Origin of the sequence: Sphingobium sp. AS12 (assembly GCF_019097845.1) — a bacterium.
Lineage (GTDB): Bacteria > Pseudomonadota > Alphaproteobacteria > Sphingomonadales > Sphingomonadaceae > Sphingobium.
Genome location: NZ_JAHRGM010000046.1, coordinates 109,534 through 135,508 on the forward strand (window position 1 = coordinate 109,534; position 25,975 = coordinate 135,508).

25 protein-coding genes and 1 pseudogene are annotated in these 25,975 nt (G+C 65.1%); 21 read left to right on the forward strand and 5 right to left on the reverse strand.

The annotated features are described in order from the left end of the window. The first annotated feature begins 31 nt into the window (after nt 1-31). The 16 genes from KRZ98_RS16915 to KRZ98_RS16990 all read left to right on the forward strand — a co-directional run bounded on the left by KRZ98_RS16915 (nt 32) and on the right by KRZ98_RS16990 (nt 12,188). A complete protein-coding gene (locus KRZ98_RS16915) occupies nt 32-637 on the forward strand; it encodes a DUF1419 domain-containing protein (RefSeq protein ID WP_217674607.1) in 606 nt (201 codons plus the stop codon). Between the two features lie 145 nt (nt 638-782). Next, nucleotides 783-1,016: a hypothetical protein gene (locus KRZ98_RS16920; protein ID WP_217674608.1), complete on the forward strand. Its 234-nt coding sequence runs from the start codon at nt 783-785 to the stop codon at nt 1,014-1,016. Between the two features lie 112 nt (nt 1,017-1,128). Beyond that, entirely contained in the window at nt 1,129-1,374 is a 246-nt protein-coding gene (locus tag KRZ98_RS16925; RefSeq protein ID WP_217674609.1) for a hypothetical protein, read from the forward strand. Continuing rightward, on the forward strand, nt 1,371-1,814 hold the full coding sequence (locus KRZ98_RS16930; protein WP_217674610.1) for a hypothetical protein: 444 nt from the start codon (nt 1,371-1,373) through the stop codon (nt 1,812-1,814). The genes KRZ98_RS16925 and KRZ98_RS16930 overlap by 4 nt, the downstream gene beginning before the upstream one ends. Beyond that, a complete protein-coding gene (locus tag KRZ98_RS24220; RefSeq protein WP_254798589.1) occupies nt 1,811-2,380 on the forward strand; it encodes a hypothetical protein in 570 nt (189 codons plus the stop codon). Before KRZ98_RS16930 ends, KRZ98_RS24220 begins: the two co-directional genes overlap by 4 nt. A 127-nt stretch (nt 2,381-2,507) precedes the next feature. Beyond that, nucleotides 2,508-2,990, forward strand: coding sequence for a hypothetical protein (locus KRZ98_RS16940; RefSeq protein WP_217674611.1), 483 nt, complete (start codon nt 2,508-2,510; stop codon nt 2,988-2,990). Nucleotides 2,991-3,020: 30 nt separating this feature from the next. Beyond that, entirely contained in the window at nt 3,021-3,710 is a 690-nt protein-coding gene (locus KRZ98_RS16945; RefSeq protein ID WP_217674612.1) for a hypothetical protein, read from the forward strand. A 140-nt stretch (nt 3,711-3,850) separates the two neighbouring features. Next, entirely contained in the window at nt 3,851-5,512 is a 1,662-nt protein-coding gene (locus KRZ98_RS16950; protein WP_217674613.1) for an ATP-binding protein, read from the forward strand. Nucleotides 5,513-5,575: 63 nt separating this feature from the next. After that, on the forward strand, nt 5,576-6,073 hold the full coding sequence (locus KRZ98_RS16955) for a hypothetical protein (RefSeq protein ID WP_217674614.1): 498 nt from the start codon (nt 5,576-5,578) through the stop codon (nt 6,071-6,073). Nucleotides 6,074-6,116: 43 nt separating this feature from the next. After that, a complete protein-coding gene (locus KRZ98_RS16960) occupies nt 6,117-6,551 on the forward strand; it encodes a DUF4262 domain-containing protein (protein WP_217674615.1) in 435 nt (144 codons plus the stop codon). Nucleotides 6,552-6,691: 140 nt separating this feature from the next. Further along, the gene (locus KRZ98_RS16965) at nt 6,692-8,353 is read left to right on the forward strand and encodes an ATP-binding protein (RefSeq protein ID WP_217674616.1); all 1,662 of its coding nucleotides are present in this window, start codon (nt 6,692-6,694) and stop codon (nt 8,351-8,353) included. Nucleotides 8,354-8,412: 59 nt separating this feature from the next. Next, nucleotides 8,413-8,655 (forward strand): hypothetical protein, encoded by a 243-nt coding sequence (locus KRZ98_RS16970; RefSeq protein WP_217674617.1) that lies wholly within the window; start codon nt 8,413-8,415, stop codon nt 8,653-8,655. Between the two features lie 141 nt (nt 8,656-8,796). Then, the gene (locus KRZ98_RS16975; RefSeq protein ID WP_368389843.1) at nt 8,797-9,219 is read left to right on the forward strand and encodes a hypothetical protein; all 423 of its coding nucleotides are present in this window, start codon (nt 8,797-8,799) and stop codon (nt 9,217-9,219) included. A gap of 797 nt (nt 9,220-10,016) precedes the next feature. Continuing rightward, the gene (locus KRZ98_RS16980) at nt 10,017-10,550 is read left to right on the forward strand and encodes a DUF736 family protein (RefSeq protein WP_217674618.1); all 534 of its coding nucleotides are present in this window, start codon (nt 10,017-10,019) and stop codon (nt 10,548-10,550) included. A 70-nt stretch (nt 10,551-10,620) separates the two neighbouring features. Then, the gene (locus KRZ98_RS16985; RefSeq protein WP_217674619.1) at nt 10,621-11,688 is read left to right on the forward strand and encodes a DUF2493 domain-containing protein; all 1,068 of its coding nucleotides are present in this window, start codon (nt 10,621-10,623) and stop codon (nt 11,686-11,688) included. A gap of 65 nt (nt 11,689-11,753) precedes the next feature. Beyond that, nucleotides 11,754-12,188, forward strand: a complete 435-nt coding sequence (locus KRZ98_RS16990) for a single-stranded DNA-binding protein (RefSeq protein WP_217674620.1) — start codon at nt 11,754-11,756, stop codon at nt 12,186-12,188. Nucleotides 12,189-12,323: 135 nt separating this feature from the next. Here the strand turns inward: KRZ98_RS16990 and KRZ98_RS16995 are convergent, their stop codons facing one another. Next, entirely contained in the window at nt 12,324-12,548 is a 225-nt protein-coding gene (locus KRZ98_RS16995) for a DUF6437 family protein (RefSeq protein ID WP_217674621.1), read from the reverse strand. Nucleotides 12,549-12,994: 446 nt separating this feature from the next. On the opposite strand from KRZ98_RS16995, the gene KRZ98_RS17000 reads away from it, so the two are divergent. From KRZ98_RS17000 to KRZ98_RS17015, 5 genes and pseudogenes are all read left to right on the forward strand, one after another. Further along, nucleotides 12,995-13,288, forward strand: coding sequence for a ribbon-helix-helix protein, CopG family (locus tag KRZ98_RS17000; RefSeq protein WP_217674622.1), 294 nt, complete (start codon nt 12,995-12,997; stop codon nt 13,286-13,288). Then, complete coding sequence (locus KRZ98_RS17005) at nt 13,275-15,596, forward strand: type IV secretion system DNA-binding domain-containing protein (protein ID WP_217674623.1); 2,322 nt, start codon at nt 13,275-13,277, stop codon at nt 15,594-15,596. The genes KRZ98_RS17000 and KRZ98_RS17005 overlap by 14 nt, the downstream gene beginning before the upstream one ends. Nucleotides 15,597-15,599: 3 nt before the next feature. Continuing rightward, a complete protein-coding gene (gene mobF / locus KRZ98_RS17010; protein WP_217674624.1) occupies nt 15,600-18,653 on the forward strand; it encodes a MobF family relaxase in 3,054 nt (1,017 codons plus the stop codon). 44 nt (nt 18,654-18,697) lie between these two features. Next, nucleotides 18,698-18,898, forward strand: a pseudogene (locus KRZ98_RS24225) (hypothetical protein). Between the two features lie 482 nt (nt 18,899-19,380). After that, nucleotides 19,381-19,893, forward strand: coding sequence for a hypothetical protein (locus KRZ98_RS17015; RefSeq protein WP_254798590.1), 513 nt, complete (start codon nt 19,381-19,383; stop codon nt 19,891-19,893). A 43-nt stretch (nt 19,894-19,936) separates the two neighbouring features. On the opposite strand, the gene KRZ98_RS17020 is transcribed toward KRZ98_RS17015, so the two are convergent. The 4 genes from KRZ98_RS17020 to KRZ98_RS17035 all read right to left on the reverse strand — a co-directional run bounded on the left by KRZ98_RS17020 (nt 19,937) and on the right by KRZ98_RS17035 (nt 25,950). Next, on the reverse strand, nt 19,937-20,392 hold the full coding sequence (locus KRZ98_RS17020; RefSeq protein ID WP_217674625.1) for a hypothetical protein: 456 nt from the start codon (nt 20,390-20,392) through the stop codon (nt 19,937-19,939). Nucleotides 20,393-20,508: 116 nt separating this feature from the next. Next, nucleotides 20,509-23,757 carry an error-prone DNA polymerase gene (locus tag KRZ98_RS17025; RefSeq protein WP_217674626.1) on the reverse strand — a complete coding sequence of 1,083 codons (3,249 nt, stop codon included), beginning with the start codon at nt 23,755-23,757 and terminating at the stop codon, nt 20,509-20,511. Then, nucleotides 23,754-25,277 (reverse strand): DNA polymerase Y family protein, encoded by a 1,524-nt coding sequence (locus tag KRZ98_RS17030; RefSeq protein WP_217674627.1) that lies wholly within the window; start codon nt 25,275-25,277, stop codon nt 23,754-23,756. The genes KRZ98_RS17025 and KRZ98_RS17030 overlap by 4 nt, the downstream gene beginning before the upstream one ends. Beyond that, nucleotides 25,192-25,950 carry an ImuA family protein gene (locus KRZ98_RS17035; RefSeq protein WP_217674628.1) on the reverse strand — a complete coding sequence of 253 codons (759 nt, stop codon included), beginning with the start codon at nt 25,948-25,950 and terminating at the stop codon, nt 25,192-25,194. Before KRZ98_RS17035 ends, KRZ98_RS17030 begins: the two co-directional genes overlap by 86 nt. Between the last annotated feature and the right edge of the window lie 25 nt (nt 25,951-25,975).

Genomic DNA, 25,975 nt, shown 5'->3' on the forward strand with positions numbered 1-25,975 from the left:
GATGCGAGCATGTCCGCCGGGAGTCCCAGCCATGCCCGAACATCCGCGATTCCGGAAAATACTCGACCGCGTCGCCATCCGCGACGAAATCCACGAGCTGCTCAAGGCCCCGCCCGATTGCTCGACGGAAGACCTCGCATCCGGCAGAGCCTATGCCGGGCGCTGGTTCGAGCTTCCGCAAGCCGAACATGATGCGATGCTCGACCTCATGCCGCCGGCATATATGCAGCCGGGCATGTTCGTCATGTCCGAACCCAAGGCCGGTTCGATCGCCTCCGTCCTCTTCGAAATCGTCGTTCGCGGCACGCGCCGATGTTTTCACGGATACTGCGACCTGAGCATTCACGGCAGCACAGAAGCGATGCGTGCCGCGATCGTCGAGCAAGAGCATGCCCCGATCGGGATTTTGACGCGCGACGCGAAGCTGGAGGCGATCTGGGAACGAACACATCCCGACTATCGCGGTATTGCCGGGGAGGCGAACCCCGATGCTTGGCCGAGGGAACAGCGCGGCAAACGCACGATCCTGGTTCATCAGCGAGGCGCCGGCACCGTCCTCAAGCTTCTCGATGACCTGACCGACGAGGAGATCGACGCCAAACTCCCGCTCATCGTGAACATCATCAACCCTGCCTGACCTCGTCCGGTCCGCAGCCCGGATCGCACCCCACTGCTGCGATCGCAAAGCGGCACCCCCTTTCGCCAACCTCCGAACGACAGACCTGCCCACCGGCAGCGGGCGCGCTCTTGCTCGACTGCCTTCCAAGAAAGGCTCTCCCCACATGCCTGTTCCAACGATCTCACCGCACCCGAATATCGACGAGGGATACCGCCTCATTCCCCATCTGCCCGATCTCGTCGTCATGCTCAGCGAGGCGGAATATGATGCCGCTACCATTTTCTCATTCGATCCCGACGCGCAGCTCGCCGCGGGGGCCCTGGCCGTGCCCCCAGTGGGGGCCTCACCACTGCCGAGATACCGCACTATCGGCTCCCGGGCACACATCTCGAACTGACCGCCTGGAGCCGGCTCGCGCGCGCCTGCCTTTCTGGCGCGGACGCCCTCGACGACACCACATGCCTGGCCGCGTTCCTCGCCGCGCGCGCCGATACGAGCGGGAGGCATGCATGACGACACAGCTTGGCTCGATCGCCGCGATGATCTGCGAACTGATCGAAACACACATGCTCGCGTGCGAGTCCGGCCCCGGCCAGCCACACGATCGACCCCCGCATATCACCTCCGAACAGCATGGGACGCGAGCCGACATCGAGCGGCTCTCCTGTGCCGGAGACGATGACGGCTACGAGATCCTCCTGACCCTCGACGATGGTTCATCGTTTCGGGTGCGAGTGGAGGAGACCGCGCGATGAGACCCCGCCATGTTCACATCTACGCCACCGTTTGCGTCCAGATCGCCGTTGATGCCGAAGATCATCGGGATGCGATGAAGAAGGCCGATGGCGTGCTCTTCGAGAATGGCTTCGCTGTTCGCCTGATTCCCAACTCGGACGCCGTGATGGGCGCCGACTATGCCAAAGAGGTAATCGGTTATCTGGTCGACGAGGCCGACGATCCCGAATTTAGCCACTGGTGCAGCTATGACGCGAACCATAAGGCTGAGGGTCGCACGACCCACTTCTCCCTCATGCAAGAGCGTGACCGGCTGTCAGCCATCGTGGAGGCCGCATGCCATGCACGCGATGGAGCCGGCATCGTCGGCGTATCGCCCGCCGAAGCGATCACGATGCTCGATGAGGACAATAAGCGGTTGCTGGACGAGAATGCGCGATCGCGGACACCCGCAACATGAGCGCGCGGTCCACGCGCGCCGAGGTCCGCAATCCGATCCTCACTTTGCCGTCGATCCGCGCCATGCAGGCACTCGATCCGAACAGCCGGGCGGTTCTGGCCGTCCTGCTATACGACTTGCAACGCGATGCGCGCGCACGAGCCGAGAAATCCTGGGACACGCGCAAACCGCCGCTGGCTGCCTATTGGGCGGCCGTCGCTGTCTATGCTGGCCATATCGCCAGATGTCTAAGACCGAACCGGCGAAGCAGGACAAAGCTCCCGATGATCATCAAGCAGTGTGGCCATCCCGACCTCTCCGCGAGGGACTGGGCAGACGCCTCGCGGCGCTACTCATCGCGGCGAGAGGCGTCAGGTCTTGGCGCCAGTGGATTTCCCGAAGCCGCAATTCACCTGGACGACGTGCCGGTCGCCCGCATCAGCTACAATGGCCGCATCTGGCCACTCGGCTCGTGGGGTCCGGACACGCAGCCCATCTATGACAATCGCGTATCGCCGTCCGAGCACCACCCCGCCAATCGCGGCGTCGTGGAGGCCAGATTGCACCCACACATGCAGCAGCGCTGATCCTCCCACCTCTTTGCGCAGGATCCTCTCCTCGCCCTCGTCAGGGCGCAAAGCGCCCGCGCATATTCGAGAGGGGAGGGGGTGAGGGATTGGCGGTCGCAATGACGCGACCGGCAAGGAGTTTCCCATGAACTGGACCAGCATCAGCATCGGACCCGTCCCGCACGAAGAGAATTGCGCGCAGTTGGGGCAAACGCCCGACTTCGACCGGATCGCACGGCTAGAGTGTGCAATCCATCGCGCCGCGCTTGTCGCGATGTTCGGACCACCGCCCGATAGCGTCGCGATCAAGGTGCGATCCAATCCGCACGACTTCGGCTGCTACTACGACCTTGAAGCCCGCTTCGATCCCGCCAACCCGGAGGCCACCGCCTATGTCCTGCGTCTCGAAGACGAAGGGCCTGGGCGCTGGCACGAGGCAGGGTTCACCGAACCGTTCGTCTATGGCGACCGCAGCTCAATCGTCCACACGGTGCATTCGTCGATCGCAGCCGCGATCCGCGCAGCAATTCTCACGCTCGGGCAATTTCCGGACACGGAATGCCACGCCGCCATGCGCGCGAACCTGCTCGCCGCCTTCCCCGCCGAGGCCGCCAACCTCCCGGCTTGATCCACGACCCCATCCGAATGGAGCACTGTCATGACCCAGCTCACATCCACGCGCCATCTCGCCCTTCTTGCCCGCGTCGTCACGGCCCTCGAATCACCGGGCGATCTCGACAACCAGACGCGCCATGCCCTCATCGACGAAATCGACGCCGCCGCGGAGCACTTCATGGCCTGGCCGGTCCCCTGGTCGATCGACGTTCATTTCGCGTCGATCGACCACTGCGACGGCGTGGACTACTTTCTTGCACCGAGCCGCCCCTCGCTCACGGGCCAGTTGGCCGAATTCTGCCGCGAGCATTGGCCGGAGATCAACCACCAGCAGGATCACGCCTCGCTCGACGACGAGACCGTCGTCCGCGAATATTTCAACCGCCACCCCGACACGTATCTCTCGACGCAGGTGGAACCGCTCGCCCCCGAGCGACTGGCTGATCGGGCATTGCTGATGGCCGGACGGGTCTTGCCCTTGAGCAACCGCCACCTCAGCCCGGGCACCTGCCACAATCTTCTCGAATGGACCGAAACAGATGCGCAAGCCCGTCCGCTGATGGTGACGGACACGCCACTCGGCTGGTTCGTCCCGACCGCCCGGTCGTTCGTTTCCGGCGACCTGCCCGACGATCTTGATGCAGTCCTGCGCTTCGCCCGCGAGCACGACGCAGCCTATCTGCTCCCCGGACCTGATGGCGACATCACCGACGCACTGCCGGTCTTCTACTAGCCGACAACATGGTGACGAGCTTGCCCGATTGCGCCCCCCGCCCTCACGGGCGGGCGGTCCAGTCGCTGCCCGCGCGCCCGACAGAAGAGGGGGGAGTGGCGTTGTGACGCGCTTCACCGTTGATCAGCAGGATAACAGCCATGATGCTTCCAACTTCCGTCCGTCCCTCCGTCAGCCCTGATGCGATCCAACGTGTGGGCCGGCTTTTCAACGGCTCTATCGACGACATTCTCAACGAGCTTGTGCAAAATGCCCGCCGGGCCGGCGCAACCTGCGTCTTTCTCGAGAACCGGGATCGCGCTGGCCAGCCCGTGCTTGCCGTGCGCGACGATGGATGCGGCATCGACGATCCCGGGACCCTCGTGACGCTCGGGCGGTCCGGCTGGTCGAGCGAGATCGCCGCCCGCGAGGATCCGGCGGGCATGGGCGTTTTCTCGCTTGCCGGTCACCATGTCGAAATCCGATCCTATTCCCACGGCGCCGACGCAGGCTGGCGATTGACCATTCCCGCCGATGCCTGGGAGGGAAGGCGCGCGCTGTCCGTCGAGCCGTTCGCTATTGATCGCGGGACCGAGATTCTGATCGATCTGCCGGACGCATGGAACAAGAGTCTCCTGCCTGTCGCGCGCAACGTCGCGCGATTCTATCCCCTGCCGTTGCATCTGGACGGCGAAGAGCTGAGCCGCGTCAACTGGCTTGCGGACGCCATATATGTCGAGGAATGGCAGGGCGTCCGCATCGGCATCGTCGAGGGGGGCTTCCACCGTCAAGTGAGCCGCACGATCAACTTCCACGGACTGACCGTTCCTTGCGTCCTCGCGCGGGTCGCGGAAGCCGACGGCAACCGCAGCTGGGAAGCACTGGTCGACATCGTCGATGCGCCGCAACTTCAGCTCGTGCTCCCGGCGCGCAAGGAGATGGTCCAGAACAGCGCGCTGGACGCGCTCAAACTGGCCTGCCGCCACGTCATCTTCCGGGCGATCGCCGCGAGCGGACCGCACACCCTCGCATTTTCCGACTGGGCCGAAGCGCGGGATGCAGGGATCGCGCTACCGGCGGCGGAGGCCCGTCTTACCGCCTGGACACCAGCGACGGCGGATCCCGATACGGGCAGGGGCACGCACATCATCGCGCAGGCATCCAACGCAATCCTCATGCCCGACTTTCGTCCTGCGATCGCACCCTGCGCGGACCGGGCGTTTCAAGCGGACGGGCGATTTGCCGGCCGTCTCGCCGATGAGAAACCCGCCTTCGAGGGGTATGATTGGTATGACGCCCTGCCGCGCGTCGCCGATCTCTCCTTTCGCCTTACGCGTGGCGATGAAGTTGCACTGCTGTCCCTCCATGCGGGGCCCGAGATGGATGAGGGCCAGGTCGACTCTATCCAGCTCGCCGTCACGTTGCACGAAGATGGCCGCGAGCATGTCGTCACAATCCCCGCCGATGTCGCGATCCACTATGACGCCTGGGAGCAATATGACTTCGAGGAAGCCGACATCTATGTATCGGCGAGTTCGCAGATCACGCCCGACGATCTTGCCGATCTCCTCACCGACTGCTGCTTCTGCTCTTCGGACGATCGCAACCTCGATAGCTGGCAGACCCAGTTCGATCGGTTTCGCGTCGATGCGCTCGAACAAGCGACCCGCTTCCTGCTCGGCGACGACGAAGCCGTGCTCGCGAGGCTGCGTTGCGTTCTCGCCGACAACGTCGCGTGGATCGTTCCAGACGGCCGCGCCGTCTCGGTCCAACTGCGCCGGAACGAGATCGAGGTCCAGTTCGTGCCGGAACCCGCGGACTGATTCCGCCCTCTTCAGCACTCATCCACCCCAGCGAACTTCGACCGCCTGCCGATGGAGACCATCATGGCCAACCACTTCACCAAAGCTTGTTTCACATTCCGCTGCACCGAGGCCGAACTGTCCCTGTTGCGGGAAGCCTTCGAAGCGAGCGACGATCTATACCTCTATCGCATCCCACCCAGGGAACCCTCTGCCGCGTTTCTTGCTGCCTTTCCTCCGACGGAGCGCGATCTGTGGAGCGGCTTTCGCGCCACCTTCGCCGACCCACGCTTCCCGGCCTCGGGCGCCCACCTAATCACCGACCAGCCCGATGAATCAGGCTTCTGCAACGCGCGGATCGCCGGACTTTCGAACTTCCAGCCCGATGCGGTCGCAAATCTCATCCAGCGCTGCTGCATTGCGTCGCTCGCCTCCCACCCTATTGGCTTCGCGTGGGCGACGCTTTGCGATCGGGCGCGCGACGGCGCGTTCGGCGGCGGATGGTGCCTCATCCATGCAAACATGATCGAGATCGAAACGACCGATCAGCTGCTCGACGAGGCGCTGAGCTGCGCCGCCTGAGCGCGCCGCTCGGTTCAATCCACCAGACGATGAGGAGTTCGCCATGCTCTCCGACCACGAAATGATGCGTGCCATCCAGAACAATATCGACCGCGATGGCCAGCATCTCTTTGCAATCTTTCCCGACGACGAAAACCCGGGCTTTGCCTATACGATCGGCAACGCCAACCTCGGGCTGCCCGAACTGCTGATCGTCGGCAATTTCATGCCGCGCATCATGGGGCCGATCCTGAACGAACTCGGCCGGCGGATGCGCGCCGCGCGCGCGCCACTCGAAGGCGACGTCAGCCTCGGCGGGCGCTACCCTGTCCGCATTCGGCTGACGGGTCCGGCCGCCAAATGGCGCTATACCCTCCTCGCGAACCGCTATCTCGGTCACGAACGCTACACGGTCCTGCAAGTGTTGCTGTGCGATCTCGATGGCCGCTATCCGGGCGAGCCCGCTTGCGACCCCGTCTATGACGCGCCCCTCGTCTGACGAGGACTGATCTCCGATCCACATAACGTCCAGCCCGCCTCACGGCGGGCTACGGCATCGACGGCCGTGATGCCGAATAGGGGAGGGGGAGGGCATTTGCGGGACAGTGGAATGGTCCGCCGTCCGTCCGGAGATCGCACATGACCCTCCCAGCCTCCATACAGCCCTCGATCAGCCAAGCCCTGATCGGCAAGGTCACGCGCCTGTTCAACGGCACCGTCACCGACGTCCTCAACGAACTGTTCCAGAACGCGCGCCGCGCCGGAGCGACGCAGATTATCGTCGACACCGCCAGTCGCGGCGGAACCTATGTGCTCTCCATCCGCGACGACGGCGTCGGCATCGCCGATCCGGCATCCCTGCTCGCGCTCGGTGACTCCGGCTGGAACAGCGCCATCATGGCCCGCGAGGATCCGGCCGGCATGGGCGTGTTCAGCCTGGCCGGCCAGAATGTCGCCGTCCGCTCCTGCGCGCGCGGCAACAGTCGGGGCTGGCGCGTCGCAATCCCTGCCGATGCATGGGAGGGCGGCATCCCGCTCCCCGTCGAGGATGATGCGATCGCCTACGGCACCGAATTCGCCATCGAGCTGGACGACGACTGGCAGAACCAGCTGCTCGGCGCGGTCACGCGGGCAACGCGCTATTTTCCGCTGCCGGTTCGCTTCCGCGGTCAGATCATGGCATCGGAGGATTTCCTCGCCGAAGCTGACCATGTCGAGATCTGGAACGGTTGCCGCATCGGCATCTACCGGGGCGACCGCTCTACGTCGCGCTACACCACCGTGAATTTCCACGGCGTCTCGGTCCGATGCACGCTCCCCGATGTGCGCGAGGTTGACCATCCCGGCCACCACTGGACCGCGCGGGTCGACATCATCGACGCACCCAACCTCCAGCTGGTGCTGCCCGCGCGCAAGGAGATGGTGGAGAATTCCGCGCTGAAGGAATTGCGGGCAGCCGTCGAAGGCACACTCTACCGGGCGATCGCTCAGGAGAGCGAGCATCGCTTGCCGTTCAGGCATTGGCACCGGGCTAAGGAGATCGGCATCGATCTGCCGGAGGCCACGTCCTGGCTCTACGCGTGGGTCGCGCGCTCCGCCGAGCGCGAAAGCCCGATACGCGGCGAGCCAGTCTCCAACACACCCATGGGGATCATCGACGGATTCCCTTGCGACATCGAACGGGCGGCCGCGCAGGTTCTGCGAGCGGGCAGCGCCCTCGGCTTCCGTCCCGTGCGCCCGTTGCCCGCGTTCGAAGGCTATCGTTGGTATGATACCCTCCCGCGCGTCGCCGACGTCGTGTTCGACATCGTTCGCAATGGCGTATCGCGTCGCTTCGATGCCGACGGTTTCGATCCGCACGACTGGAAATCGGGGCGCGTGTCGACGATCACGATGAACGTCACCATCGACTGTCCGGACGAAGCCGCAGACGCCCTTGTCGTCCACAGCTTCCCGCTCGACATGTTGGTGCACTGCCAGGAGGACAATTATCCCGAAGAGGCGATGATCTTCGTGCGCGAGGACGCCGGCATCGCGCCGGACGCGCTTGTTTCCCTCCTCGAAGCATGCTGCTTCTCCTATCGCGGCGACGAAGACGGCTGGGACTGCGCCTACGAGGGTTTCATCTCGGAGGCCCGACATGTCGCCGCGAGACTCCTGCTGGGTGAGGAAGCGGCCTTGATCGAGCGCCTTCGAACAACAATTCGCGACGAGCTGCTCTGGATGATCCCGGCGGGCCGCCGTCTCGAACTCACCGCCACCTCCGGCGACATGACATTCGCTGTCGACGCGACTTCCTGACGCGCCCGGCTTCGCACCGTTTGCACGCTTCATTCTCCGCCAATATCAAGGAGCCTCACATGATATCCAGCGCATCGGCCACCATCCGGATCGGAGGCCAACTGCCCGCCGCGGTGCTGTCGGCGTTTGAAACCGCCGTCGCCAGCGACCGCGCCCGTCTCGATTGGGACGGCGAGCATTTCAGCGAGGAAGCCATGCGTGCCGGCCAGCCCCTCGACCTCTTCGCTCGCGAAGTCCCGGGCGGCCGGTTCGATGCCATCGAGTCATTCTGCGTTGCGCACACGCTCCCGTTCGCACGCTGATGCGAAGCATTTCCCACGGAATGGGATGCCGAGCGCGTCGTTTATGACGGGGAGGGCGCGCCGCTTCATTTCCTTGCGACCGACCGGAACGAGGTCGCCTTCACCCAAGCTGAAATCGAGCGGCACGGCGGTCTGGACACAGTGTCTAAGTTTCTGACAGCGGCCAACAAGCCGATTCCGCCCTTCCGGATCGTCCGCGCGCCGCCCGAGCATCCGATTGACTCGACCGATGACTTCGCCGACCTTCCCATAGCCATGAGCGTCGCCCCAATGATCCGTCCTGAAATCCGCGCTGCGGTAGACCGCCTGTTCGATCTCGCCCAGAGCGACACCGGGCAGGCCGGTCGGGTCGCCAACTTCCTTCTCGCCTGGCACAACGGCATGGACTGGGGTGGTTTCGACATTGCCGACCTGTTTGGGCTCGACCGTGCCATCGCAGCCGATATGGCGACAGTGTTTGCGTTCCTCGGCCAATATCCGAGCGGCATCTATCCCGATGCCTTCGTCGGAGAGGCGCAAATTATCGCCATCCTTCGGCGCTGGCGCAAATTCAGCGACGAGTGAAAGGAAGCACCGCAGCGTTCCGTAGTGCCATAGACTTCGGGCCTGCTGATGCAGAAAAGGGAGGTCTTGGCGTCTCCCTTCGGGACCGCGCTCTATTTCGCTAGGCGCCCACGACCGCTACGCGGCCGCACGCACCAAGCTCCACGGAACCTCGCGATGCGAGTTTCCGCCCTTCGGGTGACGATCGACTGACGTGCGAAGGCCAGAGGCCTTCGATCATGCAGGCGGTCCCCAGGGGACCGCGCGTCGTTCGTTGAGGCGGACCGCGTCGGGACGCCGCGGTCCGCATCGCCCTCCGACCAAGTCGATCATCGCACGCTGCGCCACCCTCGCCAGTGTCGCGGCGTATCGGGTGTGGGCCGGGAGCACAAGGGCTGCCTCCGGCCAAGCTACGGTAGAAAAAAATGGGCCTGACGACGGGATTTCTTGTCCCAAAGGTGTCGTCAGGCCCATTTTTTTCAACCTTCGCTAAAGGCCGCAGCGCGACGTCCCTTGTGCTCCCGGCCCACACCCGACACTTGCGCCCCAGGCGAAGGTGGCTCCGGGCGCGATGATCGACACGCCCCGCTTCGTCTTCGGGCGATCAATTGGGAATTGCTTCGCAATGCGTTTTTTTGTGGGTCGCTGGCGCTCCCGGTTCAGGCTCAGGTTCACCATGCACGATGAAAATCTGTCAAGAAAACAATGAGATAGACCGTATTTCGGGGCACTTGTATAAGGGGGATGCCGGAAGGGGAAGCGCCCCGGACGGCACCAAACCCCGGCGATGGAAGCGCCGGACAATCGGAGTATGAACCATGGCTAATATCGGTAACTTGAAGCGCAATGAACAGGGCGTCCACATCGGGCGGCTCATTCACCCTGACTTTTCCGTCTCCGTCTATCTGGCGGCGGTCCAGCGCACCAAGGAACGCTCGCCGGTCTGCGAAGTGATGGGCCTCAATCCTGCCCGCGATTGGGCGCGGCTCGGTGCCCTGTTCGAGCAGGTCGGCAAAGAAAACGGGACGGTCTTCTATCAAGGCTCGATCACCCCGCCGAACACGGGCGGCAAGCGTTACTATATCAAACTGTTCCGGCAGGATGATGGTAGTTTCAATGTCGCGGTTGACGAGCCGAACGCCCGCCGCGCGCCCGTTGGCAGCGCCAATATGGACGACAGCGACCGGAGCGAACCCGCCAGCGATGGCCTTGGCGAAAGCACTGCGCCGACCAATGGCCTCCCGCCCATTCCGGCCGATGCGCCCGCCGAGCTTGGCGGGATCGCCGACCCCGCCAAGGGGCGTGGCAAGCCGGGCAAGTCCAGCACGGAGGAACCGGCAGCCGTAGCTTAACAGGTTTGGGGCGGGGCGATGGAAGCGCCCCGCCCCTTTCCGTCCCTGCCAGACATTCGGAGTAGAACCCATGGCACGAACGAAACCACAGAGCTTTAGCAGCTTTACCGACTTCAAAGAAGTCTATGACTCGCTCACCAGCGCCGAGAACTTCGCGCCGAGCTTCACGGAAACCATCATCGAGTCCCGCCTTTCCATCGCGTCGGAACCGACCGAAGCGGAAATGCCCGACCCGGAACTGGCGCAAGGATGCGTCGAGGATATTATCGCCGCCATCTTCCGCCTCACCTATGATACGCGGCTGGAGGAATACGCCCAATCGCTCGCATGGGGTTTCGTCAATTCCTTCCATGTCGTCGCGGGGCGCATCGACCGCGCCGAAGATCGCGCCGCACAGGAGCTTGGCGAGCTTGCCCGCGCCTTCGATCCGAGCGAAGTCTATCAATCGCAGGTCGAGGAAAAGCAGCAGCTTTGCCAGTCGCTCGCAGAAGCGCGCGCGGCCATCCAAACGATGGGCAGTCATGCGGGCGAAGTCTATCGCGTCGAAACCGGACGACCCTTCAATACCACGCGCGGCAGCCGCACCAACGGCCCCCTTTCCGCATCGCAGATCGAGGCTATCGACTGGCTCAAAGCCCGCGAAGCCGAGCAGCATTTCGCCCACAACCCCAAGGGGGTTCACATCCTCGTTTCGGGCGGACCTTGGGAAGATGAGGATATGCTCTATCAGCGGCTTGACGACATCAAGGCGCGCTATCCCAACATGGTTCTAAAGACCGGCGCGAAGATTTCCGGCTTCGAGCAGATCGCCAGCAAATGGGCGGCGGAGAGGGGCGTTGACGTTGTCCTTTGGCGGCTCAACAAGAGCATGGGGCGGCGCGCAGGCTACTACCGCAACGAGCGTTGGGAACGTCTCGACCTTGCCGAAGCCCTCATTGGCGAGAACTCGCATATTCAGGTGGACCTGTCCCAGAAACTCCGCAGGAAGGGCGTGCCCCTCCACATCATGCGCCAGCGTGAGCAGAACGGCGGACGCGGCCCCCTCAAAGTGTCCGAACTTCGCGAAGAAGGGCGGCACTTCACCGACCGCGACCGCGAACCCCTTATCGTCCCCGACGAACCCCGCCGTTGGGCCTGATAGGCCCGCACCGCAGAGCGGCCAGCTAACGCTGGCCGCTCCCTCCGGCCAAGGAGACTACTGACATGATCGACTTCAAACGCCTCGCCAATGAAACCCCCGAAGAACGCGCCGCGCGCGCCGCCGAGCGCGAAGCCGAACGGCAGAAAGCCGAGATCGAGGCCGACGCCGCCCGCCGTGCCGAATGGTCGAAAAAGACAGTCATCGCGCAGCTCACCGAAGATGTCGAATGGCGCTCGACGCGAAGCGGCGACGACGTGGCAACGCTGCGTTGCTACGGAGGTGAGGGAGACTATACCGCAAGCTATTGGCTGCCTCCGCACAAGCCGGAGGTCCGCGAGGTGCTGGCGCGTTCCCTTCGCAAGGGCGTGACCGTCGTTCTCAAAGGATACTGGAAAACGCGCGAATGGGACGACCGCGACGGACAGCGCCGCGCCTCAAAGGAGTTTCAAGCGCAATTTATCGCGAGAGGCAGGGAAGCCCTCCCGGACTTCCCTTGATCGGCAGCGAGCGCCGCCGTTGGCGGCGCTCGCATCGCGCTTGCCCGCGCCGTCGCGCCCAGGATCGAGCGTGTTGAAATGAAGGGGCCGAGCGGCTTGCGCCGCTCGGCCCTTTTTTTGCGGGGGCCGCAGCGATCAGGCGAGCCGCCGCGCCGCTTCCGCTGCCCCAAGCGCCGCGATCCGCTGCGCGATCGGCGCGAACTCCGCGCGCGTCATGTCGGCCAGACCAGCCGCGACGATTACCGCGCCCAGCTCCTCGCCCACGCGCCGCGTAACCTCCCTTTCCCGCTCCTCCAGCTTCGCGCGTTCACTTGCCAGACGCGCCAGCGCTTGCGAATTGCTCGGTCCCTTTTTGGGCATGTTCGACTCCTTCTTGCATCGACCATTCCCGTTTGCCGACCGGCAGCATAGCGCCCCACCGCATCGGCGCAACGCGGCGCGCCCAGCGCGACCGCTTCGCACCGGGCCAACGGCCCGCACAGCGCCCCGCCGGAGGCGGCAACGCTCCCCCACCAGCCCGGAACGGGCACCCATCATGCACCACCCGCCGACTGAGCAGCTTTGGTACACCTTATGCACCAAGGTGCACGAGTTTTGGCTTGCTTTGCAAGCGCTTAGCGGGAGCGCCCGGTGCATCCCAACGGGATGCACGGTCAGGTCGAGGCAGGATCGGCGGATTTGCGCCATTTATGCGGGATGCATTGGGATGCGCGTTCCGGGATGCAATCCGATTGCCGCGGACGGCCGAAAACGCTAGGATGGCACCGTTCCTGAGACCCCATCAGCCCCAATCGCAAGGGGCTGATATGCGACCGACCTTCGTTCAAACCTCGCTCCGCCTAGAGCCGGAGCTGACCGGGCGCTTCGACCGCATCGCGGCCGAGGAAGGCATCACGCGCGCCGCTGCAATGCGCTTGGCGCTTCGGACCTATGCGGAAGCCGCCGAGCAGATCGGCTCGAGCCAGCGGCGCCTGGCTCACATCGCCGAATATATGCAGATGGCGATCGACGTGATCATCCGGGAGCAGTATCCCGAATATCGCGATCGCCTGGTCGAAGAAACGCCCCGTCGCGTGGAGCGCTATCATGGCGCGGCGTGACACCCGGTCCGACATCCGCAGCGACGGCCGGCCGATACCGCTGACGCACCATTCCGCTCGCGGCAAGGTACAGCGCAATTCCGGGAACTTCACCCGCGGATCCCAGCTCCTCACGCATGAAGTCCTGATGTTCCTGGCGGGCGCCAAGCTCCCCTTCATCGTCTGGGCATTCGTTCTCCTTGTTGCCTATTCGCTGATCCTCGCCATCATGCTCGATGAGCACGAAATCCAGCTCATAGTGATGAAGCTCTACTCGCTTCTCTGGGACTGGATGGACCTCGGTCCGATGAAGATCGTCAACCTCAGGCTGCCGGACGGCAGCGTCCGCCGCACCGTCATGGCGATGGTCCAAACTGTCCCCCATGTCGAAGCGGCGTGGGCCAAGGCGTTGAGGGGATTGCTCGGTGCCCTGCTGGTCGCGAGCTTCGCCGCGATCCCCTTGAGCATCTGGTTCGTCGATCTTTCCCGCAGGCGAGGCAAATCGATCCTTCAGGAACGCCATGAGCGCGGCGCGATGCTCGTCGATCGCGACCTCTTGCATGAGGAAGTGATCGAGCATAATCGCGCCCGGTTCGAGGCCGAGGCGCGCGATCTCTTCCCGGCACTGGCCCCGCGCCAGGTGCTCGCCCTTCCTTTTACAGCGCGCAAATCGGGGGGCATCCACCACCCCTATAGCCTCGCCGGCATCCCCTATCCGCATCGCCTTGAGCAGTCCCATACGATGCTCATAGGCACCACCGGATCGGGCAAGACAACCGAGCTCAGAAACCTCGTGCGGCAAATGCGCGAGCGTCAGGATCGGGCCGTCATCTTCGACCTGACCGGCGCCTATGTCGAGGCGTTCTACGATCCCGAACGAGACACCATTCTCAATGCGATGGACGCGCGCTGCCCGGCCTGGTCGATCTTCAACGACTGCTCGAGCTACAGCAACTTCACCTCCGCCGCCGCTGCGCTTATACCCTCCGACGGCGGCTCTTCCGAACCGTTCTGGGCGCTCGCCGCGCGCACCCTGTTCATCGAGATGTGCATCCGTCTTCAGGAGCGCGGGCAGACCAGCAATCTTGCGCTGTCCGAGAACCTGATGACCGCGGATCTCAAGCGCGTGCATCGCTTCCTCGCCAATACCATCGCCGACCCCCTGACCGCGCCCGAAGCCGCGCGCATGGCGGAGTCGATCCGTGCGGTCTTCAACACCAATGCGCAGGTGCTCCGGTTCCTGCCTGACCAGGGTCCGCCCTTCTCGATCCGCAGCTGGATCACCGCAGCCGACCCTCGCCCCGGCGCGATCCTGTTCGTCACGTCCGACTATGACGATCTCGAGATGAACAGGCCGCTCCTGACGCTATGGATGAACCTGGCCATCACCAGCCTCATGACGCTTTCGCGCACGCGCTCGCTTCGCACCTGGTTCATGTTCGACGAGGTCGGCGCTCTCCACCGTCTGCCAGCCATCGAGAAGGGCCTTCAGACGGCCCGCAACTTCGGGGGTGCGATGATCCTTGGGCTCCACAGTTTTCAGAAGCTGGTCGAGGTATATGGCGAGGAGGGCGCCCGCAACCTTGCCTCGCTTGCCCGAACCAAACTGATCCTCGCCACCAGTGAGTTCAAAACCGCGGAAGAATGCTCGCAATATATCGGCAACCGCGAGGTCCGTCAGATGGATGAGGCCTATAGCTACGGCTACAACAACACCCGTGACGCCTCGACGCTGACGCCGCGCAAGCAGGTAGAGCCGCTCGTCCTTCCCGACGACATCACGAACCTGCCGTCGATGACCGGCTATGTGAAGTTTCCGGACGGCTTCCCAGCTGCCAGGATCGAGCTCCAGTGGCGTGATTATCCGGCCGTGGCGGAGGGGTTCATCCTGCGTCCCAATATCGCGCCGGTAAGCTCACGCCGCGGCGAAGAGACATTCGCGAACCAAGGCGAAGCGGGGGGTAGGGACGGCGCGATTCAGATGGATGAGGCAACGGCCGAACCGGTCAACGTCGCCAGGGAACTGGCTGCGCGGATCCTGCTCACAGACCCGGATGAGGAAGGGAGGTCGGAAGCGGAACGCCGGGGCGCCGATCGGTCCCAAGGGGCTGAGCAGCATCCGGCTGCGAACCCCGGCGCGGAACGGCCGCGACCGCCCGAGCGCACGGGAGAGCGGGGCGCCGATCCGCTGCGCGATCGCGGAGACAAGGGCGCGCCCCGGCCAGGCGATCGTGCCGCCCAGGTCGAGGATCAGACGCTCCGCGAGTTGCGCGAGAACTTCTCCACGCCGTCCGCTCCTGACCGTGACGACCTCGATCTGGGGTTGTGACCCGTGCTGTCGATGAGCCCGATCCGGTCGGCCGCAGGGAGCGCCGAATATTTCACGAAGGACGACTATTATACGTCCGAGGGTTCGGCCGAGGCCAGCGCGTGGGGCGGGGAGGGGGCCGAGGCGCTCGACCTTTCCGGCGAAGTTGAGAAGGATGTCTTCGAGAAGCTGCTGAACGGGGAACTGCCCGACGGCGAGAAGGTCGGCCAGGTCGAAAACCGGCAGCCCGGCATGGACCTTACCTTCTCCATGCCGAAATCCCTGTCGGTGATGGCCTATGTGGGCGGGGACCGCCGGATCCTCGACGCCAACATGGCCGCCGTTCGCGACACGATGCGCTGGGTCGAGAAGAATCTCGCCGAAGGCCGCAAGGATGTCGAAGGGCGCAAGGTCCCGATCAGGACCGGCAATCTTATCTATGCCCTCTTCGCCCATGACACGAGCCGCGCGCTCGATCCCCAGGGCCACATCCACGCCGTGATCATGAACCTCACCCGCATGCCCGACGGCATCTGGCAGGCCCTGCACAATGGCGCCATCTGGAAGCACAACACCGTCATTGGCTCGATCTATCGCGCCAATCTGCGCGACCGTATCGAGCAGCTCGGCTACCGGATCGAGACGGTCGGCAAACATGGCATGTTTGAAATCGCCGGCGTCGCCAGGGACGTGATCGAGGCGTTCAGCCAGCGCCGCGCCACCATCCTTGCCAAGGTGGCCGAACTGGGAATCCGCACGCCCGAAGGCCGCAACGCCGTCACGATCAATACCCGCGACCCCAAGCTCGAGGTCACCGATCGTGGGGCGCTGCGGGAAGAATGGAAAGATAAGGCCAAGGCCCTCGGGTTCACGGGACAGGCGCTTCTCACCGAGGCCCTCCAGCGCGCCGGTGCACACCGCGAGCGGGGTGTCATGGCACGCGGCTATGAAGCGGTGTCCGGGGCGATCAGCGGCGCGATTGCCAAGGTCGGCGAATTCTTGCGCCCCGACGATCCTCTTGTTGATCGCGGCCTTGCCCGTCTCATCACATCGCCCGCCACCGCGCGCGCGCAATATGCGGTTGCTTCCGCAGTTCGGATCCTCTCGCAGCGGGAGGCCGCGTTCGACCGACACCAACTGTCGAAGACCGCGCTCGATCTCGGATTGAAGGGCGTCGGCATCGATGCGGTGGAACAGCGGATCGATCAGCTAACGGAGCGAGGCGCGTTGATCCCCGGTGTCGCACGGCATGACGGCACGATCGTCGCGGTGACGACCGCCGAGGCACTTGCCACCGAGCGCCGGATTATCGCCGAGATGGAGTTGGGCCGCGGGGCGAGCCAGGCGATCATTCCCGCCGCCGATGCGCCAGCGCGGCTGCAGGCGGTGGCGCTGAAGCCCCTCAAAGCCGAACAGATCGCGGCCGCCACCCTCATGCTGTCGAGCGAGGATCGGATGGTGACGATCCAGGGCGGCGCCGGTGCCGGCAAATCGACAATGTTGAACGCGGTCGCGCGCGTCGCCGAGGCAGAGGGGCGGACTGTGCTTGGCCTCGCCTTCCAGACCAGGATCGTCCAGGATCTGGGAGCTGACGCCGGCATTGAAGCGCGGACCGTCGCCTCCTTCCTGGTCGAACATGGGCGCCACCTGCGCCAGCCCCGGGGCGATGCGTTCGACGCCGCGCAGGCAGCGATGAAGGGCAAGCTGCTCTTCCTTGATGAGGGATCGATGGTATCCAACAACCAGATGGTACGCCTCCATCAGCTCGCGAATCTTCTCGGGGTCGACAAGCTCGTACTGGTCGGCGATCGCAAGCAGATTTCCTCGATCGATGCCGGCAAGTCGTTCGCCCTTGTTCAGGCAGCCGGCGCGACGATCGCGCGGATGGTCGGCAATCTTCGCCAGAAAACCGGGCAGCTGAAAATCGTCGCGGCACTCGCCAATCGCGGACAAGCGGCCCGCGCGATGGAAGTGCTCGGCGACAAAGTGATCGAAGACAAGGACCATGTGGGGCGCGCGGCCGCAATGTGGCTCGAGCTTCCCGCCGAAGAGCGCGAGCGTACCGCGCTGTTTGCATCGGGGCGCGAAGCGCGTGCCGAACTCAATCGGCTGGTCCAGGATGGTCTCAAGTCCGAAGGAACGATCGGCGGAACGAGCCTCAACCTCACCGTGCTCGAGCGCGTGAACCTGACGCGCGAGGAACTGCGTTACGCGCACAACTACCGGCCCGGCCTGACCTTGGATGTCGCGCTGTCGGTGCCCGCCATCGGCCTTGGTCGCGGTCTCTACGAGGTGACCAGGGTCTTCGCGAATGGGAAGGTCGAGGTATCGGCCGGAGCGCGAAAGCATCGCTTCGATCCGAAGCAGATCCCGCCTCGCCTGGACGAGGATCGGCTTGGTCTGGCCGAAAAGAAGCAGGTCGAGATCCATGCCGGAGACCGTATTCGCTGGACTGCGACCGACCCTGACCGCGCGCTTGTCAACAGCGCGCTCGCCCGGATCATTTCCGTCGACGGCACCGCGGTCCAGGTCGAGACGGCGAACAAGAAGCAGGTCACGCTTCCGATCGGCGATCCGATGTTGAGCAGGATCGATCTCGCTTACAGCCTCAACATGCATATGGCTCAGGGGATTACGATCGAGAAGGCGATCGCGGTGATGTCCTCGTACGAGTTCAATCTGTCGAACCAACGCCTGTTCAATGTCGTGGTGACCCGCGTGCAATTTGACCTGCAGCTGGTGGTCGATGATCGTGAGAAGCTCGCGCGTCAGATCGCGCGCAATCCGGGCGACAAGACGTCGTCGCTCGAAACGACCGGGGAAGTGCGGTTCGACGGTTGGTCCAGCAATCCCGTAAGCAACACCGGCGTAACGACACCCGCGCCGGTGTTGCCGCCGGAGCTCGATCGCCCACCCGACGGCGGCGAGTGGCCGGCCGACGAACCGCTCCCGTACATCAAGATCAAGCCGATGGTGTCGGACCCGGGCAGCCTCAAGGCGCCGGAGCCGACTGACAAGGAGAAGGCGCCCGCGCCGCCGTTGCCGCTGCCGGAGCGAACCCTCGGGCTTGATTTGTGAGTGACGTTGCAGTGGGCAGGGTCCGCGCGGCTATGGAGGTGACGATGGGATGAGAATTTAGGGGTTCGGGCAGCTTCGGAAGCGAGCGCGATGCGCGGGACTTCGCGGAGCGCAATGGGATCGATCCCAGCGATGTTCGCACTCGCCAGAAAGGCGAAAGGATCGAGCTGGAAATCCGGGAATCTGCTCTCGATGGTCGGCGGCTGCGGGATCGCGGCGAGGGGCGTCGGAACGGATGGAGCTGATCTTGTCAGTCCGGCCGCAGGACTGCGGCCAGAGTTGATAGATCGCCAATCGGTTCAGGTCGACGCGGGCCACGCAGATATTGTGTAGATTGTCGGTAGTGACACTTTACCGATCGGCGGCGACTGGCAGAGCGGGGGCACGGGTCGGATGTCATTGCGCCATCATTGTGTACTGGTTCCATCATTGCGTACTGGCGAGGAGTGTGTCTTGGTCCTGGGGTTTTGGCAGTAAATTGCTATCGAAACGGAGGGGCCGGTCATCTCCCAACAACGACAATATGCGTGGTGACCGGGCGAGTTCGTGACACTTTATCGCGCGAGCGTCCGGTAAAGTGTCATAGGTGACAAACTGCTCGAATCGCCGCAAAATCTTCAACTAAGGGATTCCCTTTTCGGAACGGATGTGCTTGATTCGTTCCGCTATGTTGCATGCCCCAAACCTTGTCGACCACGGGGTCGCACCCCTCGACATGCGGGGGTTGATGGCGATGATCGCACACAGTTCCTCGCGGCCCCGCTATGCGTTCATGGTGCTCAACCTGATCGCGGAAGTCGCGCGGCCCGATGGCAGCGCCGGCCCATGGGTCAAACAGGACGGCCGGAGCGTCTTGCTGCGGGATTGGCTCTGCGATGCACTGGTTCCGATGGGCCACCGGGATCCGCGCCGGATCGCCTTGTGCGAGCGCGTCCGGTCGGCGTTCGAGCGTGCCGGAACGCTTCCCGCGTCAAGCGAAGATGCCACCCGGGCCATCGACGACGAAGTGCGCGACCGGGTGCGGGCAGCGGGGAAGTCAAATCTCAGCCGGGCGGTCTCCGACCTGGTTCGGGCGGGCCTGCTGCGCCGGCACTATCAGGGCTATCGTGTCGATCATCATAACCGCGGCGCGCAGCGGCAGGCCGTCTATACGCTGGCGCCCGTCACCCGGCGGCTTTTCAGCCGGGAATTGGCGATGTTGACACCGCCTCTGGGGGCCCAGCGCCAACTACCGTTTTGAGATCGGCATTGAGCGGGTAGGGCAGGGGGCACGATCCTGGCGCCTAGTCATCGTCGTCGTCGGGGATCGGGATCAGCCCCGTAAATCGATCGTGGTTGAACACGAGGCGGCCGCTGGTTTCGATCAGTTCGCAGCGCGCGGCGGCATCGAAAATGGCCCGAACATGATAACGCTCCGGCCGGTCATGTTGCGCGCTCCAGGCTGCGAGCGCGCCTGCGCGCGCGTGCAACGCGGCTGCGGCGTGCTCAATGGGCTCCAGCCTCTCGTCGGCCGCATATTCAGCCAGGAATGCGACCTCAAGCAGCGGATTCCTCTCGAACTCCTCGCGCACGATCCCGAGGAGGATGTGCGCGTCATCGACCTGTTCGGCGGTGAACCGAAATCCGTTCAGGATCGCGAGCGCTTCGCCCGCCAAGTCCGTTGCCGTTGCCAGCTCTGCGGTCTGCGCCCTGGCGAGTGCGCTTTCGGCCCATCCCGCAAGCATAGCGCGAATATCCATAATCCCAGACCTTCCATAGCTACAGCACCCGGCCAATCGGCAATCGTCGAGGAATGTTCAACGACAATTACAGCTCCGCGTCCGGCGAGCCGCACGCGGCATTCATGATTCTGCCCTCAATGGAAATTCCGGGACTTGAGCCGGAGCGCGCCCTCATCCCGGTTTGGACCCTGCAGGCTCGCCATCGGCGGCGGCCGCTCGCGCGGATCGTCGGTTGCGCCGAACCGGGCGCCGTCGCTCCGACCGCCCGGCTTCGGGAACACACCATCGCGCTCGCCCAGGCTGGAAAGCAGCGGCGTCAGGTCGAACAGGCGCGCGCAGATCAGATGGATCACGTCGCCCTCGCGCTGGACCCGTCCCTGAATGCCGAGCATCGCGGCCGTCAGCACGATGCGGCGCTGCTTTTCGTAAAGGTCCGGCCAGACGACCAGATTGGCGATACCGGTCTCATCCTCGATGGTAATGAAGGTGACGTTCTTTGCCGATCCGGGCCGCTGGCGGACCAGTACCAGGCCGGCGGTGCGGACTGCGCGGCCATCGCGCAGCCCATTTGCGGCAGCGCAGGACACGAACCGCTCGCGCTCCAGTTCTCCGCGCAGGAAGGCGAGCGGATGCTTGCGCAGCGTCAGGCCGACATGGCGATAATCCTCGACCACTTCCCGGCCCACCGTCATGGCCTTGAGGCGCACAGCTTCTTCCACGATCTCGGGCGCGGGACGGCCATCCTCGTTGGCCGCCGCGAACAGCGGCAGGGGTTCGTCGCGCAGCGCCTTTATCGCCCACAAAGCTTCGCGCCGGGCGAGGCCGAACGCGGGACGGAAGGCGTCGGCCTCGGCGAGCTGGACCAGCGCGGCGGCGGGCACGCCGGCGCGGCGCCAGACGTCATCGACATCGGCGAACGGCCGCTCGGCGCGCGCCGTGACGATCGCGGCGGCGTTGTCGTTGGCGAGGCCCGCGATCCGGTTGAAACCCAGACGCACGGCGAACCGATCCTCGCCGACCGGCTCCAGCGTGCAGTCCCAGCGCGAGGCGTTGACGCAAACCGGCCGCACCTCGACGCCGTGATCCCGCGCGTCGCGGACAATTTGCGCGGGTGCGTAGAATCCCATGGGTTGGCTATTCAAGAGCGCGATGCAGAAGATATCGGGATGCCAGCATTTGAGCCAGCTCGACGCATAGGCGATGAGGGCGAAGCTGGCGGCATGGGATTCCGGGAAGCCATAGCTGCCGAACCCTTCGAGCTGGTTCACGGTGCGCTCGGCGAATTCCTCGGCATAGCCGCGCTCGGCCATGCCGGTGAGCAGGCGTTCGCGGAAATTCACCACGCCGCCGGTATGTTTAAAGGTGGCCATCGCGCGCCGAAGCTGATCGGCCTCGCTGGCGGAGAAGCCCGCGCAGACCATCGCTACCTGCATGGCCTGCTCCTGAAAGAGCGGCACGCCGAGCGTCTTGCCCAGCACGCGTTCCAGCTCGGGCGTCGGATAGTCGACCGGCTCCAGCCCCTCGCGCCGCCGGAGATAGGGGTGGACCATGTCGCCCTGGATCGGACCGGGGCGGACAATCGCCACCTGAATGACCAGGTCGTAATAGGTCCGCGGCTTGATCCGAGGCAGCATGGCCATCTGCGCCCGGCTCTCGATCTGGAAGGTGCCCAAGGTGTCCGCCTTGCGGATCATCGCATAGGTGCGTGGATCTTCCGCCGGGATGGTCGCGAGATCGAGATCGACGCCCTTGTGCTCGCGCAGCAAGTCGAACCCGCGCCGCATACAGGACAGCATCCCCAGCGCCAGCACGTCGACCTTCATCATCTTCAAGGCGTCGACGTCATCCTTGTCCCATTCGATCACCTGGCGATCCTCCATCGCCGCCGGTTCGATCGGCACCAGTTCGTCCAGGCGATCTTCGGTGAGGACGAAGCCGCCGGGATGCTGGCTGAGATGGCGCGGCGTACCGATGAGCTGGCGCGCGAGGTCGAGCGTCAGCCGCAGGCGGCGATCGCCGAGATTGAGGTTCAGTTCCTCCGCATGCTTGGGTTCGGCGCTTTCGGTAGACCAGCCCCAGATTTGCGAGGACAGCAACGCGATCATGTCCTCGGGCAGGCCCATCGCCTTGCCGACGTCGCGCAGCGCCCCCTTGGCGCGATAGCGGATCACGGTCGAGCACAGCGCCGCGCGATGCCGACCATAGGTATTAAAGACCCACTGGATCACCTCTTCCCGACGTTGATGCTCGAAATCCACATCGATGTCGGGCGGCTCGCGCCGTTCGGCCGAGACGAACCGCTCGAATAGCAAGCTGTTGCGGCTCGGGTCGATCGAGGTGACGCCCAGCACATAGCAGACGGCGCTATTGGCTGCGCTCCCGCGCCCCTGGCAGAGAATGCCCAGCTTGCGGGCCTGCCGCACGATCGCGTCGACCGTGAGGAAATATGGCGCATAGTCGAGGCTGGCGATCAGCCCCAGCTCATGGCGCAGCGTCGCGGCTACTTCGTCGGGCACGCCTTCGGGATAGCGCTCGGCCGCGCCCTCCCAGGTGCGTCTCTCCAGCGTGGCCTGTGCGGTCAGGCCAGCGTCGACCACCTCGTGCGGATATTGATAGGCCAACTCGCTCAGGCTGAAGTGGCAGCGATTGGCGATGTCGGCCGAGCGCGCCACCGCCTCCGGCCATAGCCGGAACAGGCGAGCCATCTCCTCGGGGGGCTTCAGATAACGGTCAGCGTGGCGGTTCTTGGCGAAGCCGGCATCGTCGATGGCGACGCCCTCACGGATGCAGGTCATCACGTCCTGGAGCATCCGCCGGTCGGGATGGTGGAACAGCACATCGTTGGTGGCGACGGTCGGCACGCCCGCCTGCGCCGCCATGTTGACCAGCGCGTGCAGCCGCAGGAAATCGCGCGGGCGGCGGCGCAGCGTCAGCGCCAGCCAGGCGCGACCCGGGAATATGTCCGCCACGCGCCGCAGCTTGAGCACCGTCAGATCGTCGGCGGCGTCGGGGACAAGGACGGCGAGAAGCCCTTCGCTCCAGTCGCGCACATCGTCCCAATGCAGCTCGCACTTCGCCTTGCCGGCCCGCGCCTTGCCGATCGACAGCAACCGGCACAGCCGTGCATAGGCGGGCCGGTCGGTCGGATAGACCAGCAAGTCTGTGCCGTCGGCAAGCACGAGGCGGCAGCCGACGACGAGGCGCACGCCGGTCGCCTTTGCCGCTTCATGAGCGCGGACGATCCCTGCGAGGCTGTTGCGATCAGTGACCGCTAGCGCCTCGATGCCGAGGACCGCGGCTGCGGCGAACAGCTCTTCCGCGCTACTGGCCCCGCGCAGGAACGAGAAGTGCGACGCGCATTGCAGTTCCGCATAGCGCGTCATGCGAAGATCCCATGCAGATACCAGCGATGATCGCCGGTGGCGGTGTCCTCGCCATCGCCGCGCCGGAAGAGCCAGAACCGCTCCCCAGCTTCATCCTCGACCTGGAAATAGTCCCTGACCGCCGCCAGCTCGCCGTCGCGCACCCACCATTCCCCAAAGATGCGTTCAGGGCCATCGGCGCGCTTCACACGGCGCCGGACGCCGCCCCAGGTGAAGCTCGCGGGGGGATGATCGGGCAGCAGCGCCAGGGCCTCGATTGGCGCCGGCGGATCGAGCAGACGCGACGGACGCGGCCAGTCCACCGGCCAGGTGACGCCGACCGGCGGGGCCAGCGCCTCGATGCGGCAGACCCCGCGCTCGGGCACCTCGCTTTGCGTCGGCGCGCAGCGATAGAGCCTGCCGTGCGCCATCCTATTCGCCAGCGTGTCGACCAGATCGGACAGATCGGGCGCCACTGGCTCAATCAGGCTCGACACACTGGCGCGATAGTCGAGCGGCTCGGCGATGGTTGCGGTCAGCGTCATCAGCTCGATCCCGAACCCCGGCGCCACGGTCTCGATCTTGTCGCACAGCAGCCGGGTCATCCGCTTGCCGTCGCGCAGCGGCTTTGCGGTCCCGGCGCGGATCGCCTCGATGCGATTATCGACGCGATGGAACAGCAGATCGAGCCGGCGCGCGCCCAGACCCTTTTGCTCCAGCGCCTCGCAAAGCTGGACCACCAGCTTGCCGGTATAACGCGCCAGCGTCTCGGGCGCGCCAATCGGTTCGGCGAAGGCGCGGCGCACGCGCACCAGCTCGGGCGCCTCGACCAGCTCGAAGGGCTCGCTCGCGCGGCCATAGGCTTGATCGAGCCGCCGGCGGATCGCGGGGCCGAAGCGCAGGGCGACCGCGCCGCGCGGCAGGGCTTCCAGTTCGCCCACCGTGTCGACGCCGAGCCGGCGCAGGCTGTCGATGGCGGTGGCGTCGAGCCTGAGAGCCGCGATCGGCAAGGGCGCCAGCGCCGCGTCCAAATCGGCCGGCGCCACCATGATCGCCGGCGAGGAGCCGAACCGCGCCAGCGCGTGGGCAGCGCCGTGGGTCGGGGCGATGGCGATGCGCGCGGCCAGGCCGCTGTCGGCGCAGCGCCGGGCGAGATCGGCGACGAAGCCCGGCTCTCCGCCCAGCAGGTGCGCCGCGCCCGCAATGTCGAAACGCAGGCCGTCCGGCGGATCAACCGCGACCACGGGCGAATAGCGGCGCAGCGCCCAGATCGCGAGGCGTTCGAGCGCGGCACCGTCGCGCGCCGGATCGGCGTCGCGCACGATCAGGCCGGTGATGAGCGCCTGCGCTTTGGCCACCGCCATGCCGGGAGCTGCGCCTTCGGCCAGCGCGGTGGCATTGGCGGCGAGGATGGCGCGCTTGCGCCCGTCGCGGCCGACCAGCACCAGCGGCGCGTCAGGCGACGGCGCCGAGGCGCCCAGGCTCCGTGTCAGCCTGTCCGTGGGCCAGGTCGGCAGGTAGAGCGAGACGGCCCTGGTCATCGCAAGCATCCAGCGTGAAGTCCGCGCACTCCCCGGCGCGCGCCCGGAGCAGCTCGACCAGCCAGCGCGGCCGTCCGACGCCGGGCACCGGCAACGGCGTGGAGGGCAGGGCTGTCACCCGCCAGCGCGTGACGCTGGCCGTGGGCTGGCCGAAATCCGCCGCTTCGGTCATGCGGCGCCATCGCCGGATAGCGAGCGCGATCGTACCGGATTCCTCCGCGCAGAGTTGAAGACGGCGCGAGGCGACCATCGGCAGGCGGGCTAGTTCGCCGACCACGGCCGACAGGCCGCCATGGCGCAAACCTTCCTCCATGCAGGCCAGCACCGCCTTTTCGTCGCCCACCTCGGCGTAGAGCACTCGGTCGGGATGCAAGCCTGCGTGCGCCAGCGCCGGGGCGAACAGGTCGCGCCGCGTCACGCACCACAGCACCTGGCCCGACGTGCGCGCGGCGATCCCGGCCGCGAACAGCGCCGCAGCGGCGCCATGCACCGCGCCGTTGCCGCCGCCGGCCACTTCGTGCAGCGCGCCCAGCGCCAAGCCGCCGCCCGGAATCTTCCGGTCGATCGTCTCGAGGCCGAAGGGCAGCGCGCCGCACCGCGCCCGGCTGCCCGATTCGAAGCGGGCGATTTGGGCGCGGAGCGCGGCTAATTGCGGGTTTGCGGACTCGGACATGCACTTACAGAACACTCGTAAACGG

What these genes read in the sequence shown, in the direction of transcription:
- KRZ98_RS16990 (WP_217674620.1), top strand. Translation starts at nt 11,754, where the DNA reads ATGATCGACTTCAAACGCCTCGCCAATGAAACCCCCGAAGAACGCGCC.
- KRZ98_RS17000 (WP_217674622.1), top strand. Translation starts at nt 12,995, where the DNA reads ATGCGACCGACCTTCGTTCAAACCTCGCTCCGCCTAGAGCCGGAGCTG.
- KRZ98_RS16970 (WP_217674617.1), top strand. Translation starts at nt 8,413, where the DNA reads ATGATATCCAGCGCATCGGCCACCATCCGGATCGGAGGCCAACTGCCC.
- KRZ98_RS17025 (WP_217674626.1), bottom strand. Translation starts at nt 23,757, where the DNA reads ATGACGCGCTATGCGGAACTGCAATGCGCGTCGCACTTCTCGTTCCTG.
- KRZ98_RS16950 (WP_217674613.1), top strand. Translation starts at nt 3,851, where the DNA reads ATGATGCTTCCAACTTCCGTCCGTCCCTCCGTCAGCCCTGATGCGATC.
- KRZ98_RS16940 (WP_217674611.1), top strand. Translation starts at nt 2,508, where the DNA reads ATGAACTGGACCAGCATCAGCATCGGACCCGTCCCGCACGAAGAGAAT.
- KRZ98_RS17035 (WP_217674628.1), bottom strand. Translation starts at nt 25,950, where the DNA reads ATGTCCGAGTCCGCAAACCCGCAATTAGCCGCGCTCCGCGCCCAAATC.
- KRZ98_RS16965 (WP_217674616.1), top strand. Translation starts at nt 6,692, where the DNA reads ATGACCCTCCCAGCCTCCATACAGCCCTCGATCAGCCAAGCCCTGATC.
- KRZ98_RS16955 (WP_217674614.1), top strand. Translation starts at nt 5,576, where the DNA reads ATGGCCAACCACTTCACCAAAGCTTGTTTCACATTCCGCTGCACCGAG.
- KRZ98_RS16995 (WP_217674621.1), bottom strand. Translation starts at nt 12,548, where the DNA reads ATGCCCAAAAAGGGACCGAGCAATTCGCAAGCGCTGGCGCGTCTGGCA.
- KRZ98_RS17030 (WP_217674627.1), bottom strand. Translation starts at nt 25,277, where the DNA reads ATGACCAGGGCCGTCTCGCTCTACCTGCCGACCTGGCCCACGGACAGG.
- KRZ98_RS16980 (WP_217674618.1), top strand. Translation starts at nt 10,017, where the DNA reads ATGGCTAATATCGGTAACTTGAAGCGCAATGAACAGGGCGTCCACATC.
- KRZ98_RS16985 (WP_217674619.1), top strand. Translation starts at nt 10,621, where the DNA reads ATGGCACGAACGAAACCACAGAGCTTTAGCAGCTTTACCGACTTCAAA.
- KRZ98_RS17005 (WP_217674623.1), top strand. Translation starts at nt 13,275, where the DNA reads ATGGCGCGGCGTGACACCCGGTCCGACATCCGCAGCGACGGCCGGCCG.
- KRZ98_RS16915 (WP_217674607.1), top strand. Translation starts at nt 32, where the DNA reads ATGCCCGAACATCCGCGATTCCGGAAAATACTCGACCGCGTCGCCATC.
- KRZ98_RS24220 (WP_254798589.1), top strand. Translation starts at nt 1,811, where the DNA reads ATGAGCGCGCGGTCCACGCGCGCCGAGGTCCGCAATCCGATCCTCACT.
- KRZ98_RS16945 (WP_217674612.1), top strand. Translation starts at nt 3,021, where the DNA reads ATGACCCAGCTCACATCCACGCGCCATCTCGCCCTTCTTGCCCGCGTC.
- KRZ98_RS17015 (WP_254798590.1), top strand. Translation starts at nt 19,381, where the DNA reads ATGGCGATGATCGCACACAGTTCCTCGCGGCCCCGCTATGCGTTCATG.
- KRZ98_RS16920 (WP_217674608.1), top strand. Translation starts at nt 783, where the DNA reads ATGCCTGTTCCAACGATCTCACCGCACCCGAATATCGACGAGGGATAC.
- KRZ98_RS16960 (WP_217674615.1), top strand. Translation starts at nt 6,117, where the DNA reads ATGCTCTCCGACCACGAAATGATGCGTGCCATCCAGAACAATATCGAC.
- KRZ98_RS16925 (WP_217674609.1), top strand. Translation starts at nt 1,129, where the DNA reads ATGACGACACAGCTTGGCTCGATCGCCGCGATGATCTGCGAACTGATC.
- KRZ98_RS16930 (WP_217674610.1), top strand. Translation starts at nt 1,371, where the DNA reads ATGAGACCCCGCCATGTTCACATCTACGCCACCGTTTGCGTCCAGATC.
- KRZ98_RS17020 (WP_217674625.1), bottom strand. Translation starts at nt 20,392, where the DNA reads ATGGATATTCGCGCTATGCTTGCGGGATGGGCCGAAAGCGCACTCGCC.